This window comes from Mesorhizobium sp. M0815 (genome assembly GCF_040319995.1).
In the GTDB taxonomy this organism is placed as follows: Bacteria; Pseudomonadota; Alphaproteobacteria; order Rhizobiales; family Rhizobiaceae; genus Mesorhizobium.
This window is the reverse complement of the sequence record NZ_JAMYOU010000006.1, coordinates 164,156-182,478: the sequence shown is the minus strand read 5'-3', so window position 1 is coordinate 182,478 and position 18,323 is coordinate 164,156. Positions and strand designations below refer to the sequence as shown.

Below are 18,323 nucleotides of genomic sequence, written 5' to 3'. Positions count from 1 at the left end.
GGGGGTTCATGTCCGATATTCCGCTGTTTTTTGAGCGCCTGAACCGGCGTGCGTTTCTTGGTGCATCCGCTTTGGGCGCGGCCTCCGTGGCTCTTTCGGCGTGCACCACGACGGACGTAGCGGCGCCGCCAGTGACCGCGGCGCCAAGCGATCCGGCTTTCGGCGATGCCGCAAGTATGTATGCGGCGCGCGTCGACGAGGGCTATCAACTGCCGGCAATCCCGGTAGCCAAGGTCGATCCGAAATTCGTGCGCCAAATCGTGTCCGATCCGACCGGAGAAAAACCCGGCACGATCGTCGTCGATACCTCCGAGCACTTCCTCTATCTGGTGCGCGACGGCGGCAAGGCAATTCGCTATGGCGTCAGCCTCGGCAAGGCCGGTTTCGGATGGACCGGCAGCGCCGTGGTTCAGGCGAGGAAGAAGTGGCCGGTCTGGACGCCGCCGCCGGAGATGATCCAGCGCCGGCCGGAACTGGCGAAATACAAGGACGGCATGCCGCCCGGCCCCCACAGCCCGCTGGGCGCACGCGCGCTATATCTCTTCCGCGACGGCAAGGACACGATGTACCGGCTGCACGGCACGCCGGAGTGGGATTCCATCGGGAAGAACGCTTCCTCCGGCTGTGTGCGCTTCATGAATCAGGACATTATCGACCTCTACAGCCGCGTCGACGGCGTCGCGCCGGTCTTCGTGCGCCCGAACCTGTCGGCCGCCGGGAAGATCGCCGCCGTGTCGGACAGGACGGCCGAGCCGATCGATGCGGGCGTGCCAAAGGACGCGGAGATGTTGAGGTAAGTGCCTTCGACGGATCATCAGTCTTAGGTTTTGCAAACCCACTAGAACACAATCCTTGTGCCGGCGAGCCGCAACTGAAGGGCCCGACCGTTCGATCGTGCCAGGCAGGCGGACGCGTTAGGCGCGTCCGCCTGCCTGGGGGTGTCGCTACTTCCCGGCGAGGCCTGGAAGCGTGACCTGATAGACCAGGAACATCGTGTCGACATCGGGGCCATCTTCGGCCTTGTAGGCCGCGCCGACCTGGAAGCCGTCCTGGGTGAGAAAGTCATTGTCGTTGGCGACGAACAGGAAATAGTCGTCGGGCCGTGTTGGATCGCGGACGCTCACCACCGACATCGCCTCCCACTTCTCCGAAAGGTTGTTGCGGTCATTGGGCGCGCCATTGTGCAGCCCGAAGCGGCCGAGCTCGGTCTTGTCGTTGATGTCGATGAACGGCGTCAGCTTGGCCGGCGTGACCGAGGGATCGAGCTCACCTTTGGGCGCAACCGGCTTGTCCTTGTCGAACTCGGTGCCGGCGATGTCGGTTGCCGCCGACACATCGACGACGCTGATCTCGCGATAGAGCGAGGTGTCGCCCTTCACCCCCTGGCCGTTGCCGCTGTCGCGCGCCAGCATCAGGAAGGTCTTGTCCGACAGAGCCACGATTTCGCTCTGCGCGGCAATCTTGGTCTTGCCCTTGGCATCGGTGAACACCGGCAGCGGCACAACATATTCATGCGCAAGCTTGAGTTGGGCCGGATCCGAGGCATCGTAGACCAGCGCGCGCGTGTTCTGGCGCGTCGAAGCGGAATCGCCGCCATCCTGTCTGGGGGCCGATTGCAGCACAGCGATCAGGAACTTCCCGTCCGGCGTCAGTGCCATGCCTTCGAGGCCCTGGTTGTTCTGACGGCCGGTTTCGGGATCCGTCGGATCTGGGTCTGCCGCGCCCGGTCCCGGATTGTTGGACGCGAAGTTCGGCGTTCCATGACGCATCGGGACAAGCGCCGCCGGTGACTGCGTTGCCGACATCAGACGCCCATCGGCGGAGAAGTGGTAGATGTTCGGACCATATTCGTCCGAGATGAACATGGTGCCGTCGGGCAGCCGCACGATCGCCTCGTTATCGAGCGCGAGCTTGCCGTTGGCTTCGGGCAGGATCGGCATGTCGTCGGTCGCGGCGCGCACGCCGTTGAGCGGATCGAGGCCGGTTGCGTCGGCGCCCTTGTCGTCGGTCAAAAGCATGGTGTCGGCAAGGGTTGCCTTGAGGCCCGACTGTTCCTGGCCGGCGGCTGGTGCCGCACCCGGTGCGATCGGGGCGAATTCGATGGCAATCGTGTTGATGCGCGGACGGTAATCGGTGGTGCCGACGACATTGTAGCCACGATCCGGCAGCAGCCACAGCGAGCCCTTATAGCCATCGGCGCCATGCGTCCAGCCGGCAGCGTCGATCGCCATGCCCGAGCCGGAGCCAAACGTCTCGCCGAACTTGTCCCTTTGGCTGGCCGGGATGCGACCGACACCGACCAGGCCCTTGTTGACGAAGCTGACGCCGCCGACGGTCGCTGCGTTTTCAGCCAAGGCCGGAGTCAAGGCGGTGAACATCGCCAGCGCGACTGCGAGGGACGCGTTTCGGTGCAGGTTTTTCATGGAAATCCTCTTTGTGACAAAACAGCCGGGATCTGAAAAAGCGCCGCGTCGCATCGAGAATGCCGCGAAAGCCTTCGGAGAAGCGATCTAGGACGCGAACATGATACTTGCGTGACAGTGCTGCGCTTGCCTGGCCTCATGTGGTCGCAACTAGCCCGGGCATGGCGAATCCGTCGCCACCGAGAGCAATTAACAACTTTACAAATAATCATTCTTATGTGAAGTTATGACAATGAAAGGTCACCGATGACAGTCTGTCGTTTCGCTACCCGCCTCAATTCCTTTGCCTCGCGGCCACAGGCCGAGTGGCCTGATCTTGTTGGTAAACCGTCCATGCTGCAAATGGCGGCGCGTGCGGCGAAGGTTGCGGAATTGACCGATCTCGACCTCAACTTCCCCGACCATGTCGATGAAAAACCTGCGGAAATGGCACGCAAACTCTGCGATCTCGGGCTTTCCATCAATGGCTTCGCCATGCGCTACTACTCTAATCCGGCCTTCAAGCTCGGGGCCTTCACCAATCCGGATCCTTCCGTTCGCCGCGAGGCCATCGACCTGACCAAGGCCGGCATCGACGCCGCGCGCGAGGCCGGCGCCAGCCTGATGACATTGTGGTTAGGGCAGGATGGCTTCGACTACGCCTTCCAGGCTGACTACGCAACACTCTGGCAACACGAAATCGATGGCATTCGTGAAGTTTCGGCGCATGATCCGGGCTGCCAGATCAGCCTTGAATACAAACCCAACGAGCCGCGCTCCTACAGCCTGATGCCCGATGCCGCGACGACCTTGCTGGCGATCCGCGAGATCGGCCTGCCCAATCTCGGCGTGACGCTCGATTTCGCCCATGTGCTCTATGCCGACGAGCAGCCGGCTTTCGCCGCCGCCCTCGTGGCACGGCACAGCAAGCTGCTCGGCGTGCACCTCAACGATGGCTACGCCAAGCGCGACGACGGCTTGATGGTCGGTGCCGTGCACACGCTGCAGACGATCGAGCTGCTCAGGCAGATCCGCCGCGACGGCTATGCCGGGGCCATCTACTTCGACACGTTCCCCGACATGACCGGGCTCGATCCCGTCCACGAATGCGAAGTCAACATCGCCACCGTCAAGCGCATGCTGCGCGTCGTCGAGCGGCTGGAAAAGGACAACCGCCTGTCAGCCGCCGTCGATCGTCAGGACGCGGTCGCGTCGCAGGCCATCATCCAGGAAGCCATGCTCGGGCCGGACAGCTGAGGCCGGCGCCATCACCGTTTTTCAACAAGGGAGGAAAGACCATGAAATGTCTGCTCGTCACCGCTACCGCTGCCCTGATGACGCTGTCCATCGGCTCGGTGTTTTCCGCGGATCTCGCGCCGCTCAATTCCGACACCGAGAAGGATCGCATCGACTGGTCGCAGCTCGAGGCCAAGTTCGGGGCTTTCCCCAAGCTGCCCGAGGGCACCAAGGCGGGTGCGGTCTCCAAGACGCTGACCAACGAATACTGGCGCTCGCTGGGTGAGGGCTACAAGTCGTTCGGCGACCGCATCGGCGTGCCCGTCGTCTACCAGGCGGCGCAGAGCGAGGGCGACCAGCTCGGCCAGCTCACCATCGCCGAAGGCCTGGTCACGCAAGGCTACAACGTGCTGCTCGTTTCACCGCAGACCGACTCCAATTTGCAGCCGATCATGGAACAGGCCAGGGCCGCCAACGTGCCGGTGGTCAACGTCAATGACGCGGTCATCCCGCAGGCCGAGTACTATGTCGGCAATGTCCAGCGCGACAATGGTGTGCGTGTCGCCAAATGGTTCATCAAGAACCGGCCGGATGGCGGCAAGGTTGCCATCGTCGAAGGCCAGGCCGGCGTCTACGCCGCCGTCCAGCGCACCGACGGCTTCAAGAGCACGATCACTGAAGGCGGCAAGTTCGAGGTCGTCGCCAGCGTGCCGGGCAACTGGGATCGCCAGACCTCCTACGACGCGGCCACCAATATCCTGCAGCAGCACCCCGACCTGATCGGCTTCTATGCCAATAATGACGGCATGGCGCTGGGCATCGTCGAAGCGGTCAAGGCGGCCGGTCTGCAGGACAAGGTGGCCGTCTTCGGCACCGACGGGATTTCCGACGCTTATGCCTCGATCCGGGCCGGCGAGCTGACCGGTACCGTCGACAGCTTCCCGGTGCTGACCGGCGAGGTGGCGCTGGAATCGGCGCTGCGACTGGTGGCTGGGCAGAAGCTGCCGCGTGTTGTTGCCACCCCGCAGGCGCTGATCACCAAGGACAATGCCGACCGTTACTCGGGCGGCGGCGACGCCGTGCGCAAAGCGCTGCTCGAGGACGCGGCAGCAGGCCAATAGAGCAGGGCGGCGGGTGCCGGCCTTGGGTCGGCACCCTTGCTTGGAGAACCGAAGCAATGTCAGCGCGGCTGCAATTCGAGGGCATTTCCAAGCTGTTTCCGGCCGTGCGGGCGCTGAGCGACGTGTCCTTTTCGGTCGGCGCCGGCGAAATCCATGGCCTGCTTGGCGAGAACGGCGCCGGCAAGTCGACGCTGCTGCGCATCCTGTCGGGCGTCTACCGGCCGACAGCGGGAAGCGTTTTCATCGACGGCAGGCCGGTGACGCTGAACAACCCGGTCCAGGCGCGGGCCGCGGGCGTCGCGATGATCCATCAGGAATTACAGCAGGTGCCACGTCTCAGCGTTGCCCAGAACATGTTCCTGGGCCATCCGCTGACGCGCGGCGGCGTCTTCGTCGCACGGCGCGAGCAGGAGCGCCGCGCTGCGGAAGCCCTGGCCGCCATCGACCCGACCATCGATCCGGCAGCCCCGCTTGGCTCGCTGAAGGTGGCGCAGCGGCAAATCGTCGAGATTGCCCGGGCGCTGCTCGACCGCGCCAGGATCGTGGCGATGGACGAGCCGACATCGAGCCTCACGCCGAGCGAGTTCGAACGGCTGGCCGAAGTGATTGCGGGCCTGGCGCGCGACGGTGTCACGGTCGTCTATGTCTCGCACAAGCTGGATGAGGTGTTCGGCATCTGCCAGCGCGCCACCATCATGCGCGACGGTGTCGTGGTCGAAACCGTTGATCTCGCGCAGGTGTCGGAAAAGGCCGTCGTTTCGATGATGGTCGGCCGCGAACTTGCGCAGGAACAGCACCGCTCGCATGCTTCCAGCGAGATCAGGCTGAGCGTGCGTGGCCTGGCCTCGGCGACCAAGGTCCATGACGTTTCGTTCGACCTGCATCGCGGCGAGGTGCTGGGCATTGCCGGCCTGGTCGGCTCGGGCCGCACCGAGCTGCTGCGATTGCTGGCCGGCGCCGACCGGGCGTCATCAGGCACAATGGAGATCGACGGCAAGGCGATAAAACTTTCCAGTCCGCGCGGCGGCATCGCCGCCGGCATCGGCCTTGTGCCGGAGGAGCGCAAGCGCGAAGGCATCGTGCCGTTGCGGTCGATCTCCAGCAACATGGCGCTGGCGTCGATGGGCGTGTTCGCGCCGCGCGGCGTCATCGACCACCGCCGGCTGAAGCGCGTGGCAGCCGAGAAGATGAAACGCGTCAATCTCAGACCGTTCCTGCTCGACCGGCCGATCCGCCTATTCAGCGGCGGCAACCAGCAGAAGGCGATCATCGGCCGCTGGCTGGCGGCGGGAACGCGGATCCTTCTGTTCGACGAGCCGACGCGCGGCATCGATGTCGGCGCCAAGGCGGAGATCTACCACCTGATCGAGGAGCTCGCCGCCGAAGGCCATTCGGCAATCGTCGTTTCGTCCGAGTTGCCCGAGGTGATCCGGCTCGCCGACCGGGTGCTGGTCATGCGCGACGGCACGGTCGCCGCCGAACTGGGCCGCGCAAGTCTCAGCGAACAGGCGATCGCCGCGCACGCCATACCCCAAACGGAGATTGAGGCCGGCAAGGCGCAAGGCCGTCGGGCCGGTGCATAACGGACAGGACCAGCGGATGACCGATATAACCCAACACACAGCAGCGCGCCCAAGCGCAGATTTCCTGCACCGGTTTTCGGTGCGCGACGCTGGCACGCTGATCGGCCTGGTGGTGATCCTCGCTGTCTTCGGGGCGCTGGTCCCCGGCTTCTTTGCCGAGCGCAATTTGATCAACATCCTGCAGCAGTCGAGCATCAATGCCTGCCTGGCGTTGGGCATGACGCTGGTCATCATCTCGGGCGGCATCGATCTGTCCGTCGGGCCGACGGCAGCTCTTTCGGCAGTCATCTCGGCCTCGATGCTGGTTGGCGGCGTGCCGTTTCCGCTGGCCATCGCCGCCGGCTTCGCCATCGGCCTTGCCTGCGGCCTGCTCAACGGCGTGCTGGTCGCCTATGTCGGGCTGCAGCCCTTCATCGTCACGCTGGGAACGCTCAGCACCTACCGGGCGCTGGCGCTGATCTATACCGGCGGCAATCCGGTGCTCGGCCTGCCTGCCGGCTTCCGTGCCATCTTCAATGGCTCGCTGTTCGGATTGCCGTTGGCGGTCATTATCGTGGCCGTGGTCGCGCTGATTGCCTGGATCATCCTCAAGAAGACGCCGTTCGGCGAATATCTGCTCGCCGTCGGCGGCAATGAGGAAGCGGCCTATATAGCCGGCGTGCCGATCGCCCGCACCAAGATCGCCGCGTATATGATCTCGGGCCTGCTGGCGGCGCTTGCCGCACAGATCCTGATCGGCCGGTTGGGTGCGGCCGAACCCATTCTCGGCAATCTCTGGGAGCTCGACGCCATAGCAGCGGCGGCGATCGGCGGTGCCTCGCTGATGGGCGGCAAGGGCAGCGTCGTCGGCACAATCCTGGGTGCCGTCATCCTTGGCAGCATGCGCAATGGCCTGACGCTGATGAACGTGCAGTCCTTCTATCAGCTCCTGGCAACTGGCCTTATAATCCTCGCCGCGATGCTTGTCGATCGCGTGACGAGGGGACGTGGATGACATTGACCGGGCTGGATCTGAAAGCAGTAGGGCCGCGCATCCGCATGATGATGCCGCATCTGACGCCGCTCGAGGCGAAGGTGGTGGAAACCGTCTTCGGCAGGCGCGGCTTCGACGAGACTATCCCGCTCAAGCAGATCGCAGAGGAGGCCGGCGTCTCAGAGGCGATGGTGGTCAAAATCGCGAAGAAGCTGGGTTTTTCCGGCTATCGCGATTTCCGCACGGCGGTCTATGAATACAGCCGCCTGCCGACCGCCGAGATGCATCAGGAGCTGTCGGTGGACGACAGCTCGGCCGAAATCGTGCAGAAGGTGTTCCGCACCTCCATCCAGGCGCTGGAGGAGACGCTCGCCATCCTCGACATGGACGATTTCGACCGCGCCGCCGATCTGCTTTACCGCGCCAGGAACCGCGATTTCTACGGCGTCGGCGGTTCGGCGCAGATCGCACGCGACGTCTCGCACAAATTCCTTCGGATCGGCATCCGCACCTCTGTCTACGACGATTCGCACATGATGCTAATGTCGGCCTCGTTGCTCGGCGCCGACGACATCGCCGTCGGCTTTTCGCATTCCGGCAACACCAGCGCCGTCATCGACGCTATACAGCTTGCGCGCAAAAGCGGCGCACGCACGCTGGCCATCACCAACTACGATAACTCGCCATTGGCAGCCGTCGCCGACATCGTGCTCTGCTCGACCGCGCAAGGCTCGCCGTTGATGGGTGAGAACGCCGCGGCGCGCATTGCCCAGCTCAACATCCTCGACGCGCTGTTCGTCGCGGTGGCGCAACGCGACTACCAGGCGGCGGAGCGCAATCTCGGCCGCACCATGTCCGCGGTGACGTCGAAACGGAAAGACAAGAACTCATGAAAGGCAGCGGCTCGTGAAAGTCAAGGGCACATGACGGCTTCCCCGCCGCTGGTCACCGTATTCGGCAGCCTGCATTACGACATCATGGTCGAAGCCCCCGATCGCCCACGCAAGGGCGAAACGGTGACCGGTCATGCCTGGCATCCAAAATGCGGTGGCAAGGGCGGCAACCAGGCGGTATCGGCAGCGCGGGCCGGCGTGCGTGCGGCAATGATCGGAGCTGTCGGCGATGACGATTTCGGCCGCACGCTTCTCGACAATCTCGATCGCTGGGGCGTTGACCGGCGCTCCGTGCGGGAGGCTTCCGGCGCCGGCTCGGGCATGAGCGTAGCGATTTTCGACGACAGCGGCGACTATGGCGCGGTGATCGTCTCGGGCAGCAACCTCACTCTCAGCGAAAAGGACATTGCGGAGGCGGCCGAGCTGATCGCGCAAACGGCGGTGCTGCTGCTGCAAAACGAGGTGCCGGAAGCCGCCAATATCGCCGCGGCGCGGGCGGTGAAGGCGCAAGGCGGCCGCGTCCTCCTCAACGCCGCACCCGCCCGGAAACTGTCCGCCGAGCTGATCGCGCTCACCGACATCGTCATCGTCAACGCCATCGAGGCGGAATTCCTGGCCGGTGTTCCGGTCGTCGACACGCTCGAGGGTGCTGCGAATGCGGCCGGTATGCTCGTCGGCTCCTACCCGGCTGCCATCGTCACCGCCGGCGGGGAGGGGGTCGCCTATCGCGACCGCGACGGCCAGGCGTTCGCCTTGCCTGCGATGCCGGTGAAGGTCATCAGCACCCACGGTGCCGGCGACGAATTCGTTGGCGCCTTCGCGGCGGGGCTTGCGCGTGGGCAGCCTGTCGAGGCGGCACTTGCCGCCGCCAATGCCGCAGCGGCCTTGCTGGTTGCAACGCCGGAGCGCGAGCGCGGCGGGCCTTGATCAATCTGAACCTGCTCGGTGACCGCCGCGCTCAATCGCTGTCGCGCGCGATAAGCTCCAGCGGCCAGACTTCGCGGATGATGCGGGCGCCTTCGGTGCCGGCGAAGGCCGGAATCGATGCCAGCAGCATTTCGGCCAGCCGCTCGCCCATCGGCTCCAGCGCCGGGCGGAAGCCGGTCAGCGCCGGCGAAAAATAGCGGCAGAGCGGCGTGTCGACGATGACGATCACCGCGATGTCGTGGCCGGGCTTGATTCCCGCCTCGGCCAGAGCCTTGCAGCCGCCAAGCGCCATCGCGTCGTTGTTGAAGATGATGGCGCTCGGCGGGTCCTTGGAGCGCATGACCTTCGGTGTCACCGCGTAGCCGCCGGCCTCGTTGATGAAGCCGTCGGCGATCAACTCGGGGTCGAATTCGATGCCGTGCCGCCGCAACGCCTTGCGATAGCCGGCGAGGAACAGATAGCCGAAATTGAGGTCGAGCGACGGGCGGATGGCGGCGATGCGCCGGTGGCCGCGCGCGACGAGACGATCGACGGCGTCAGCTCCGGCTTTTTCGAAGTCGAGGTCGAGCGAGGGGTAGGCATCGCCGCCGGAACGGCTGCGGCCGAGCGTCGCGAACGGGAAACCGGCCTGGGTCAAATAGTCGATGCGCTCGTCTTCGCGCCGCGTCCAGGCCAGCACCACGGCATCGGCCCGGCGGGTCTCGACGACACGGCGCAGGCGCTCCTGCTGATAGTCGCCTGGCGCGCCCATCACCACGATCAGGTCGAGCCCGCTTTCGGCGAGCTTGGCCTGCAGCCCGGTCAGGAATGGAATGAAGAACGGCTCGCCATACTCCTGGTCGCCCGGATGCGGCTGCAGCATGAAGGCGATCGAATGGGTGGCGCCGCGCCGCAGGCTGCGGCCGGACTGGTTCGGTGAATAGTTCAGTTTCTTGGCCGCATCGAGCACGCGCTGGCGTGTGTCGGCATTGACGTCGGCGCGACCGTTGAGCGCGCGCGACACCGTGCCGATCGAAATGTTCAGGTGACGCGCAAGGTCGTGAATGCTGGACGCCAAAGGACAGTTCTCCCCCTTGCTTGGCTAGCACCGGCTGCTCTCCGGGCCAAGCCGACACCACGATTTTTCGCAACCGGCCAATTGACATTCTACGCCATCGGGTGTGTTCTCGTAAACGTTTACGGAAAAACATTCACGGCCCTGCCGTGAATGCCGTGAGGATCGGTCTGGAGGGGCCGAGAGGGAGGAACACTGGATGATCAATGTCGTCCTGGTCGGCTGCGGAGCGATGAGCAAGGCCTGGCTCGATGCGGCCAGGCAGATCGACGGGCTCGCCATTGTAGGCCTGGTTGATATCGACGCCGAAAGGGCGCGGGCGAGGGCGCGCGAATACGAGCTTTCCGGCGCTGTCATCGGAACCGACCTCGACGCCGTGCTCGACCAGACCAGGCCCGACGCGGTATTCGACGTGGTGGTTCCCGCCGCCCGCCGCGAGGTCGCGTTTTCCGCCTTTGCCCATCATTGCCACCTCTTGACCGAAAAGCCGCTGGCCGACAGCCCGGGCAATGCGCGTGCCATTGTCGAGGCCGCCCGCAGCGCCGGGCGCATCCATGCCGTCGTGCAGAACCGCCGCTATGTCGCCAATGTCAGGCGCATCCGGCGCTTTCTCGCTTCCGGCGTCATTGGTGCTGCGACCAGCATCCACGCCGATTTCTTCGTTGCGCCGCATTTCGGCGGTTTTCGCGAAGAGATGCGCCATGTGCTGCTGCTCGATATGGCGATCCACACATTCGATGCCGCCCGCTACATGGTGGCCGGCGAGCCGGCCGGTGTCCATTGCCAGGAGTGGGAGCCGGCCAATTCCTGGTATCGGCAAGGGTCGTCGGCAACCGCAAGCTTCGACCTCGGCGGCGGCAAGCTGTTCACCTATGCCGGCAGCTGGTGCGCGGCCGGCTTCCGTACCAGTTGGGACAGTACATGGCGTATTGTCGCCGAGCGCGGCAGCATTGTCTGGGACGGCGAGGATGGGCTGAAGGCGGAAGTCGTGCGGCCGGTCCGTGAAGGCCTGTTCGACCGCACCGAACCGATCGCCGTGCCGCCGCTCGACCCGGCCGATCGCGTCGGCGGCCATCTCGGCATCATCCAGGATTTCGTCCGCGCCGTCGAAACCGGCACCGAGCCGGAGACGCGCGGCGCCGACAACATCAAGAGCCTGGCCATGGTTTTCGCTGCGATCGAGAGCGCCGAGACCGGGCGCCGGGTCGCCATCGCTGCACAGGAAGGATCATGATGCCAAACCCGCTGCTCGACATCAGGATCGGCACAATGGTGCGGGCCAATCTCGACGACCCGGCCGCCTATGTCAGGCAGATCCTGCCGCTCGGCTTCGAGAGCATCCAGCCGTTCTTCTGGCAGACGCTGGGCGGCAAGGACATTCCGCGGCTGGCGGGCGAGATCCGCGAGGCGATCGGCGATGCCGATGTCATCGTCTCGTCGATCGGCGTGTTCGGCAATCCGCTGGAGAGCGGCGAGATCGATCGCGGCGTGCTCCAGGCGTGGGAAACGATCATCGACAACGCCCATCTGTTCGGCACCAATATGGTCAGCGGCTTTACCGGCCGCATTCGCGGCAAGCCGCTGCCCGACAGCCTGCCGCGTTTCCGCGAGGTCTGGGGACCCTTGGCCAGGCGCGCCGCCGACAAGGGCGTGCGCATCGCGTTCGAGAACTGCGCCATGGACGGCAACTGGGCCAGCGGCGACTGGAACATCGCCCACAATCCGGACGCCTGGGAGTTGATGTTCAACGAGTTGCCGGACGACAATCTCGGCCTGGAGTGGGAGCCCTGCCACCAGCTGGTCTACCTGATCGATCCGATCCCGCAGATCCGCAAATGGGCGCCGCGCATCTTCCACGTCCATGGCAAGGACGCGACGGTGCGCTGGGACGTGATCCGCGAACATGGCGTGTTCGGTCGCCTGCCGTTCGTCCAGATGCGCACGCCGGGCTTCGGCGACAGCGACTGGACAAGGGTGATCAGCGAGCTGCGGCTGGCCGGCTACAAGGGCGCCATCGACATCGAGGGCTGGCACGACCCGGTCTATCGCGGCGATCTCGAGATCACCGGCCAGGCGCGTGCGCTGGATTATCTCCAACAATGCCGGGGAGGCGCGAGCTACCTGCCGAACCCGGTGTGAGAACTCGGCCGGCGGGAGGTGCCGGCCAGGGAAAGATTGCGGCGCCTTGCCGAAGCGATCGTCGAAACCCCTCGGTTAGCGAGGGAACAAAGGGAGGATAAGTGCATGAGCATTACGATGAGAAGGACAGTTCTGCGCTCGACCGTCGCGGCGGCCGCGATGGCGCTCGCCGCCGCACTCTCGACCTTGCCGGCGCAGGCGCTCGATGCCCAGTGGTGCAAGGATGTCCATATCCGTTTCTTCGTCGGCGGGGCGGAGGGCGATGCCTTCGGCACGATCGTCTATAATGGTGCCAAGCAGGCGGCGGCCGATCTCGGGCCGAAGGTCGACTACATCTTTTCCCAGTGGGATGTCGAGAAGATGGTGCAGCAGTTGCGCGAGGCTGTCGCGGTCAAGCCCCAAGGCATCGCCATGATGGGCCACCCCGGCGACGCTTCGATCATGCCGCTGGCCGAACAGGCACACAAGGACGGTATCAAGATGATGTACCAGAACGTGCCGGTGCCGACGGTCACGGCGGCGTTCGGCGGCGGCTATGTCGGCGCCCAGCAGGAGCAGCAGGGCCGCGCGCTCGGCGCCGAGGCGGTCAAGCTGGCCGGGCTCAAGGCCGGCGACAAGGCGATTATGATCGGCCCGTTCGAAAACGAGAGCCGCGGCGCGCGCGAGCGCGGCACTGTCGCTGCCCTCAAGGAAGCGGGCGTCGAGGTCATACAGCTCTCCTCGCCGCCAAGCGGCGAATGGGCTTCCGACCCCAATCTGGCCATTCCGGTGATCACCGCGGCACTGCTCAACAATCCCGACGTCAAGGCGGTTGGCTATCCCGGCGGGCAGATGCTGGGCAACGTACCGACTTACATGCAGGCGGCGGGCAGGAAGCCGGGCGATATCTTCAACTTCGGCTTCGACACCAGCCCGCAGATCGTCGAGGGCTTCAAGGGCGGCTGGGTGCAACTGACGGCCGACCAGCAGCCGTTCCTGCAGGGATATCTGCCGATCCTCAGCCTCTGCCAGCAAGTGGTGCTGGGTCTGGCGCCGATGAACGTCGACACCGGCGCCGGTTTCGTCACGCCACAGAATTACGAGATCGTCGCCGAGCTCGCCAAGCAGGCGCTGCGCTGACCTCCCAAGCCGTCGGCCGGGATCGAGCCCGGCCGGCGGGACCGCCGGCGAAAAGGCCGGCACGCGAAAATCAAGCGAGGATCGCCATGGCCGAACGCATCATAGAACTGCGCGACATCAGCAAGTCCTATGGCCAGGTCTATGCGCTGGGTGGGGTCAATCTTAGCGTCGATCGCGGCGAGGTGGTCGGCCTGATCGGCGATAATGGCGCCGGCAAGTCGACGCTGATCAAGATCCTGTCTGGCGTGGTCAAGCCGACCAGCGGCGAGATTCTCGTCCGCGGCAAGCCGGTGACCGGATGGAACCCTGCGCGCTCGCGCGACGCCGGCATCGAAACGGTGTTCCAGGACCGGGCGCTCGCCGTGCAGCAGACGATCGTGCGCAATATCTTCATGGGCCGCGAACTCACCGGCTGGCTTGGCTGGCTGAAGGTCAACAAGGAGATCGCGGAGGCGAGCCGGCTGATGCGCGAGATCGGCTTCACCTCGAAAGTGTTCACGCCACAGTCGATCGTCGGCCAGCTCTCGGGCGGCGAACGCCAGGGCGTGGCGATCGCGCGGGCCATCTATAAGAAGGCGGAGCTGATAGTCCTCGACGAACCGACGACCGCGCTATCGCTGACCGAGACCGCCAAGGTCTTCCACTTCGTGCGCCAGGTGCGGGCGAGCGGACGCTCGATCCTGTTCATCGGCCACAACATCCACCACGTCTTCGACATCGCCGATCGCTTCGTGGTGCTGGACCGCGGAAAGGTCGCGCTCACCGCCGACCGGAGCGAGGTCAAGTCGGCCGAGGATCTGATCAATTTCATGGAAGACGTCGCCCACCCCAGCGGATTGCCGGGATTGCACGACGCGGGCGATACGGAGAGGGCGGCACGATGAGCAAGACCATGGAACCCGATCTGCAGAGCCCCCTCGGCACCACGCATGGCGAAACCGCCGGGAAAGAGTGGAGACACCCGTCCGACAATTGGCTGCGCGGGTTCATCCTCGACAACCGCGCCGCACTCGGCACGTTGGCCGTGTTCATCGTTATGATGGCGGTGTTCATGATCGCTAATCCGACGGTCTTCACCACCTGGTATCTTTACAGTTCCGTGCTGACCACGCTGCCGGTGGCGTTGTTCGTGGTGGTGCCGCTGGTCTTCGTCGTCACCTGTGGCGAGATCGACCTGTCGTTTCCGGCGACGATGGGCTTTGCCTCATGGGTGTTCGCGCTGGTCGTGCAGGCCGGCTACGACCCGTTCCTCGGCATCGCCGCCGCAATCGTCACCGGCATGCTGCTCGGCTTCCTGGTCGGCTCGCTGGTCGTCTATGGCGGGCTGTCGTCGCTGATCGCCACGCTCGGCATGAATTTCCTGCTGCGCGGCCTGATCCAGATCATCAACGAGGGCAGGTCGACCGCGCTGACCGGCCTTGCCGACAGCTGGGCCTACAAGATCTTCTCCAGCCAGCTTTACGGCATCCCGGTGCAGATATTCTGGGCCATCGCCTTCGTCGTGCTGTCGGCGCTGCTCTACAACCGCCATCGCTTCGGTGCCCAGGTCAAGGTGGTCGGCGACAATCCCGACAGCGCCCAGCAGATGGGCATCGATGTCAAGCGCGTCAGGGTGAAAGTGTTCGTCTTCGTCGGTATCGGCGCGGCGATCGCCGGCACGTTCTCGGTAATGATCAACTTCACCTGGTGGCCGACGGCGGGCGACGGATACCTGCTGCCGGTGCTGGCATCGGTGTTCGTCGGAGGCACGCCGACCTGGGGCGGCATCGGCACCGTCGTCGGCGGCGCGATCGGCGCGGTTACGGTGTCCTTCATCCAGACCGGCGTCGTCGCGGCGGGACTGAGCGGCTTCTACGTCCAGTTCTTCAACGGGCTGATCATTATCCTGTCGCTGCTCGGCCATAAGTGGAACCAAGCGCGGTATCGGTGACCGGCGGCCTCAAACCCCCGTGACAAACCCGTCCAGCACGCGTTTCTGGCCGGCCTTGTCGAAGTCGATGGTCAGCTTGTTGCCTTCGATGGCCGAGATGTTGCCGTTGCCGAATTTCTGGTGGAAGACGCGGTCGCCAACGCTGAAGGGGGAGGGCGTGTCGGCGACGGATTTGGCGACCAGCTCGCCGTCGATGGTGCGGCCCTTGATCGAGGTGCGGCCGGCACCGTAGCCCGAGTCGGTTTCGCCATAGCCGATGCGCTCGACCTGGTGACCGGAGCGCGTGCCCCAATTGCGGTCGGTCGCCTCGGTGCGGTTCGCTTGAGCGCGCTGCCAGCCCGGCGTCGCATAGGTGTTGGAGAAAGCGCCGGATTTCTCGGCGCCGGAATTGCCGCCAATGTTGTCGAAGCGCGACGCCCCGTAGGGGTTCTGTCTTCCTGCCCCTTGGCCACCACGACCGGAGGCGAAAGAACCACCGCCATAGGCGTTGCCGTAACCGCCATAGGAGTTGCCGCTTTCGGCGACCTCGACATGGGCTTCCGGCAGTTCGTCGAGAAAGCGCGACGGGATAGTCGATTGCCAGAGGCCATGGATGCGGCGGTTGGAGACGAACCACAAATGCAGGTTCTTCTTGGCGCGGGTCAGCCCGACATAGGCAAGGCGGCGCTCTTCCTCCAGGCCGGAGCGGCCGCCCTCGTCGAGTGCGCGCTGATGCGGGAACAGGCCCTCCTCCCAGCCAGGCAGAAAGACGGTCTCGAATTCGAGGCCCTTGGCCGAATGCAGCGTCATGATGTTGACGGCGTCGAGCTCGGCGTTCTGCTCGGCGTCCATGACGAGTGCGACATGTTCGAGGAAGGAGCGCAGCGATTCGTACTCCTCCATGGAGCGGATCAGTTCTTTCAAGTTCTCGAGCCGGCCGGGCGCTTCCACCGAGCGGTCGTTCTTCCACATGTCGGTGTAGCCGCTCTCCTCCAAAATGGTCTCGGCGAGCTCGGTATGCGGGGTGGTTTCCAGAGCCTTCTGCCAGCGTTCGAAATTGGCGGCGACCTCGCGAAGTGCGGCGCGCGGCTTCGGCTTCAGCTCGTCGCTCTCGGCGAGTTTTGCCGCCGCCTCCAGCATCGGGATGCGAAGGGCGCGGGCGGTATCATGGATCTGGCGGATGGTGGCCTCGCCAAGCCCGCGCTTCGGCACGTTGACGATGCGCTCGAAAGCGAGGTCGTCGGCGCCTTGCGCGACGACGCGGAAGAAGGCCAGCGCGTCGCGGATCTCGAGCCGCTCATAGAAGCGCGGGCCGCCGATGACGCGGTAGTTGAGGCCGAGCGTGACGAAGCGGTCCTCGAATTCGCGCATCTGGAAAGACGCGCGGACGAGAATCGCCATATCGTTCAAATTGTGCTTCTGGCGCTGGTAGGCCTCGATGGTCTCGCCGACGGCGCGGGCCTCCTCCTCGGAATCCCAGGCGGCGTGGACATGCACCTTCTCGTCGTCCTCGGCGATCTTCTCGGTAAACAGCGTCTTGCCGAAGCGGCCCTCATTGTGGGCGATGAGATGCGAGGCGGTGCCGAGGATGTGCGCGGTCGAGCGGTAGTTGCGCTCCAGCCGGATGATGGTGGCGCCGGGGAAATCCTTGTCGAAGCGCAGGATGTTGTCGACTTCGGCGCCGCGCCAGCCATAGATCGACTGGTCGTCGTCGCCGACGCAGCAGATGTTAACTTTGCTTTCGCTCACGGCCGCGCGCGAGCTTCGCTCGCTGGCCTCCGCGGGGGCGGCCTGGCCGGCCGACGCCCGGTCGGGCTTGCGGCCTTCGGCCGAAGAGCGCCCAATCTCCCCCGCGAGGGGGGAGATTGGCTTGCCTTGAGGCCGCTGGGCCAGCAGGCGCAGCCACATGTACTGTGCGGTGTTGGTGTCCTGGTACTCGTCGACGAGGATGTAGCGGAAGCGCTTGTGGTATTCCTTCAGCACGTCCGGATTGGCGCGGAAGATGCGGATCGGGTGACATAGGAGATCGCCGAAGTCACAGGCATTCAGCGTCTGCAGCCGCTCCTGATAGGCCTTGTAGAGTTCGCGGCCCTTGCCGTTGGCGAAGGCACGGGCATCGCCCTCGGGGATGTCGGCGGGACCGAGGCCCTTGTTCTTCCAGCCGTCGATCATCTGGGCGAACTGCTTGGCCGGCCAGCGCTTGTCGTCCAGCCCTTCCGCCTGGATGAGCTGTTTGATCAGCCGCACGACATCGTCGGTGTCGAGAATGGTGAAGTCGGATTTGAGCCCGGCCAGCTCGGCATGTCGGCGCAGCAGCTTCACGCCAATCGAGTGGAAGGTGCCGAGCCACGGCATGCCCTCGACATTGCCTTCGCCGATCAACAGGCCGATGCGCTGCTTCATCTCGCGCGCCGCCTTGTTGGTGAAGGTGACGGCGAGGATCTGCGAAGGGAAGGCCTTGCCGGTGGCAAGGATGTGGGCGATGCGGGTGGTCAAGACGCGCGTCTTGCCGGTGCCGGCGCCGGCCAGCACCAGCACCGGGCCTTCGGTGGTTTCCACCGCCAGCCGCTGCTCGGGGTTGAGGCCGTTGAGATAATCGGGCGCGTTGTTTTGATTGCTGCGGGCAGCCATGGCGCGCGCGGCGATGCCCGAGGGGGCCACGGGCCGCGCGTTCGGTTCGTCAAAAAAGGGCATGTCTTCCGAAAAGCCGGACATCTCTCCCCGAATGTAGTGATTCGGCAGCGAAAGGCCAGAAGTGTCTCCGTTTTGTTCTCTGTCCAGTCGGTAGACTCACAATCTGAATGGGTCCGCTAACCAAAACGCCGAGCTTGCCGTGGGTCGACGCCGTAAAACGCCGAGCTTGCTTGACAGGGGAAGCGGGCCGGAGAAAGTTGCGTGGGGGCAGGCACGCAATGCGGGGTTGCCCATGGACGCGTCGCGGAGCGCACCAGTCGAAGGAGCACCGTC

General features: G+C 64.8%; 15 protein-coding genes. 12 read left to right on the top strand and 3 right to left on the bottom strand.

Annotation, left to right across the window (positions count from 1 at the left end; genetic code table 11):
- Nucleotides 1-8 precede the first annotated feature (8 nt).
- Nucleotides 9-797, top strand: a complete 789-nt coding sequence (locus tag NKI01_RS10135; protein WP_352481524.1) for a L,D-transpeptidase — start codon at nucleotides 9-11, stop codon at nucleotides 795-797.
- Nucleotides 798-944: 147 nt separating this feature from the next.
- On the opposite strand, the gene NKI01_RS10130 is transcribed toward NKI01_RS10135, so the two are convergent.
- Entirely contained in the window at nucleotides 945-2,423 is a 1,479-nt protein-coding gene (locus tag NKI01_RS10130; RefSeq protein WP_352963043.1) for an esterase-like activity of phytase family protein, read from the bottom strand.
- Nucleotides 2,424-2,669: 246 nt separating this feature from the next.
- On the opposite strand from NKI01_RS10130, the gene NKI01_RS10125 reads away from it, so the two are divergent.
- Genes NKI01_RS10125 through NKI01_RS10100 form a run of 6 tightly spaced genes read left to right on the top strand, consistent with a single transcriptional unit; the run spans nucleotide 2,670 to nucleotide 9,135 of the window.
- Nucleotides 2,670-3,659: a TIM barrel protein gene (locus NKI01_RS10125; protein ID WP_352963041.1), complete on the top strand. Its 990-nt coding sequence runs from the start codon at nucleotides 2,670-2,672 to the stop codon at nucleotides 3,657-3,659.
- A 41-nt stretch (nucleotides 3,660-3,700) separates the two neighbouring features.
- Nucleotides 3,701-4,759: a sugar ABC transporter substrate-binding protein gene (locus tag NKI01_RS10120; RefSeq protein WP_352963038.1), complete on the top strand. Its 1,059-nt coding sequence runs from the start codon at nucleotides 3,701-3,703 to the stop codon at nucleotides 4,757-4,759.
- 56 nt (nucleotides 4,760-4,815) lie between these two features.
- Nucleotides 4,816-6,342, top strand: coding sequence for a sugar ABC transporter ATP-binding protein (locus tag NKI01_RS10115; protein WP_352589909.1), 1,527 nt, complete (start codon nucleotides 4,816-4,818; stop codon nucleotides 6,340-6,342).
- Nucleotides 6,343-6,358: 16 nt separating this feature from the next.
- Nucleotides 6,359-7,336, top strand: coding sequence for an ABC transporter permease (locus tag NKI01_RS10110; RefSeq protein ID WP_352589912.1), 978 nt, complete (start codon nucleotides 6,359-6,361; stop codon nucleotides 7,334-7,336).
- Nucleotides 7,333-8,208, top strand: a complete 876-nt coding sequence (locus tag NKI01_RS10105) for a MurR/RpiR family transcriptional regulator (protein ID WP_023721163.1) — start codon at nucleotides 7,333-7,335, stop codon at nucleotides 8,206-8,208. The genes NKI01_RS10110 and NKI01_RS10105 overlap by 4 nt, the downstream gene beginning before the upstream one ends.
- A gap of 30 nt (nucleotides 8,209-8,238) precedes the next feature.
- Nucleotides 8,239-9,135 (top strand): ribokinase, encoded by an 897-nt coding sequence (locus NKI01_RS10100; RefSeq protein ID WP_352857849.1) that lies wholly within the window; start codon nucleotides 8,239-8,241, stop codon nucleotides 9,133-9,135.
- Nucleotides 9,136-9,166: 31 nt separating this feature from the next.
- Here the strand turns inward: NKI01_RS10100 and NKI01_RS10095 are convergent, their stop codons facing one another.
- A complete protein-coding gene (locus NKI01_RS10095) occupies nucleotides 9,167-10,192 on the bottom strand; it encodes a LacI family DNA-binding transcriptional regulator (protein WP_352589918.1) in 1,026 nt (341 codons plus the stop codon).
- 196 nt (nucleotides 10,193-10,388) lie between these two features.
- Here NKI01_RS10095 and NKI01_RS10090 point away from each other — a divergent pair, with 196 nt between their 5' ends.
- The 5 genes from NKI01_RS10090 (at nucleotide 10,389) to NKI01_RS10070 (ending at nucleotide 15,377) form a co-directional block, all read left to right on the top strand.
- Nucleotides 10,389-11,423 (top strand): Gfo/Idh/MocA family protein, encoded by a 1,035-nt coding sequence (locus NKI01_RS10090; protein ID WP_352482907.1) that lies wholly within the window; start codon nucleotides 10,389-10,391, stop codon nucleotides 11,421-11,423.
- Nucleotides 11,420-12,328, top strand: a complete 909-nt coding sequence (locus NKI01_RS10085) for a sugar phosphate isomerase/epimerase family protein (RefSeq protein WP_352589921.1) — start codon at nucleotides 11,420-11,422, stop codon at nucleotides 12,326-12,328. Before NKI01_RS10090 ends, NKI01_RS10085 begins: the two co-directional genes overlap by 4 nt.
- 105 nt (nucleotides 12,329-12,433) lie before the next feature.
- Nucleotides 12,434-13,447 carry a substrate-binding domain-containing protein gene (locus tag NKI01_RS10080; protein WP_352589924.1) on the top strand — a complete coding sequence of 338 codons (1,014 nt, stop codon included), beginning with the start codon at nucleotides 12,434-12,436 and terminating at the stop codon, nucleotides 13,445-13,447.
- Nucleotides 13,448-13,533: 86 nt separating this feature from the next.
- Entirely contained in the window at nucleotides 13,534-14,331 is a 798-nt protein-coding gene (locus tag NKI01_RS10075) for an ATP-binding cassette domain-containing protein (protein WP_352589927.1), read from the top strand.
- Nucleotides 14,328-15,377, top strand: a complete 1,050-nt coding sequence (locus tag NKI01_RS10070) for an ABC transporter permease (protein ID WP_352589930.1) — start codon at nucleotides 14,328-14,330, stop codon at nucleotides 15,375-15,377. Before NKI01_RS10075 ends, NKI01_RS10070 begins: the two co-directional genes overlap by 4 nt.
- A 9-nt stretch (nucleotides 15,378-15,386) precedes the next feature.
- Here NKI01_RS10070 and NKI01_RS10065 read toward each other — a convergent pair whose 3' ends face one another.
- The gene (locus NKI01_RS10065) at nucleotides 15,387-18,071 is read right to left on the bottom strand and encodes an ATP-dependent helicase (RefSeq protein WP_352639759.1); all 2,685 of its coding nucleotides are present in this window, start codon (nucleotides 18,069-18,071) and stop codon (nucleotides 15,387-15,389) included.
- Between the last annotated feature and the right edge of the window lie 252 nt (nucleotides 18,072-18,323).

What these genes read in the sequence shown, in the direction of transcription:
- NKI01_RS10135 (WP_352481524.1), top strand. Translation starts at nt 9, where the DNA reads ATGTCCGATATTCCGCTGTTTTTTGAGCGCCTGAACCGGCGTGCGTTT.
- NKI01_RS10130 (WP_352963043.1), bottom strand. Translation starts at nt 2,423, where the DNA reads ATGAAAAACCTGCACCGAAACGCGTCCCTCGCAGTCGCGCTGGCGATG.
- NKI01_RS10125 (WP_352963041.1), top strand. Translation starts at nt 2,670, where the DNA reads ATGACAGTCTGTCGTTTCGCTACCCGCCTCAATTCCTTTGCCTCGCGG.
- NKI01_RS10120 (WP_352963038.1), top strand. Translation starts at nt 3,701, where the DNA reads ATGAAATGTCTGCTCGTCACCGCTACCGCTGCCCTGATGACGCTGTCC.
- NKI01_RS10115 (WP_352589909.1), top strand. Translation starts at nt 4,816, where the DNA reads ATGTCAGCGCGGCTGCAATTCGAGGGCATTTCCAAGCTGTTTCCGGCC.
- NKI01_RS10110 (WP_352589912.1), top strand. Translation starts at nt 6,359, where the DNA reads ATGACCGATATAACCCAACACACAGCAGCGCGCCCAAGCGCAGATTTC.
- NKI01_RS10105 (WP_023721163.1), top strand. Translation starts at nt 7,333, where the DNA reads ATGACATTGACCGGGCTGGATCTGAAAGCAGTAGGGCCGCGCATCCGC.
- NKI01_RS10100 (WP_352857849.1), top strand. Translation starts at nt 8,239, where the DNA reads ATGACGGCTTCCCCGCCGCTGGTCACCGTATTCGGCAGCCTGCATTAC.
- NKI01_RS10090 (WP_352482907.1), top strand. Translation starts at nt 10,389, where the DNA reads ATGATCAATGTCGTCCTGGTCGGCTGCGGAGCGATGAGCAAGGCCTGG.
- NKI01_RS10085 (WP_352589921.1), top strand. Translation starts at nt 11,420, where the DNA reads ATGATGCCAAACCCGCTGCTCGACATCAGGATCGGCACAATGGTGCGG.
- NKI01_RS10080 (WP_352589924.1), top strand. Translation starts at nt 12,434, where the DNA reads ATGAGCATTACGATGAGAAGGACAGTTCTGCGCTCGACCGTCGCGGCG.
- NKI01_RS10075 (WP_352589927.1), top strand. Translation starts at nt 13,534, where the DNA reads ATGGCCGAACGCATCATAGAACTGCGCGACATCAGCAAGTCCTATGGC.
- NKI01_RS10070 (WP_352589930.1), top strand. Translation starts at nt 14,328, where the DNA reads ATGAGCAAGACCATGGAACCCGATCTGCAGAGCCCCCTCGGCACCACG.
- NKI01_RS10065 (WP_352639759.1), bottom strand. Translation starts at nt 18,071, where the DNA reads ATGTCCGGCTTTTCGGAAGACATGCCCTTTTTTGACGAACCGAACGCG.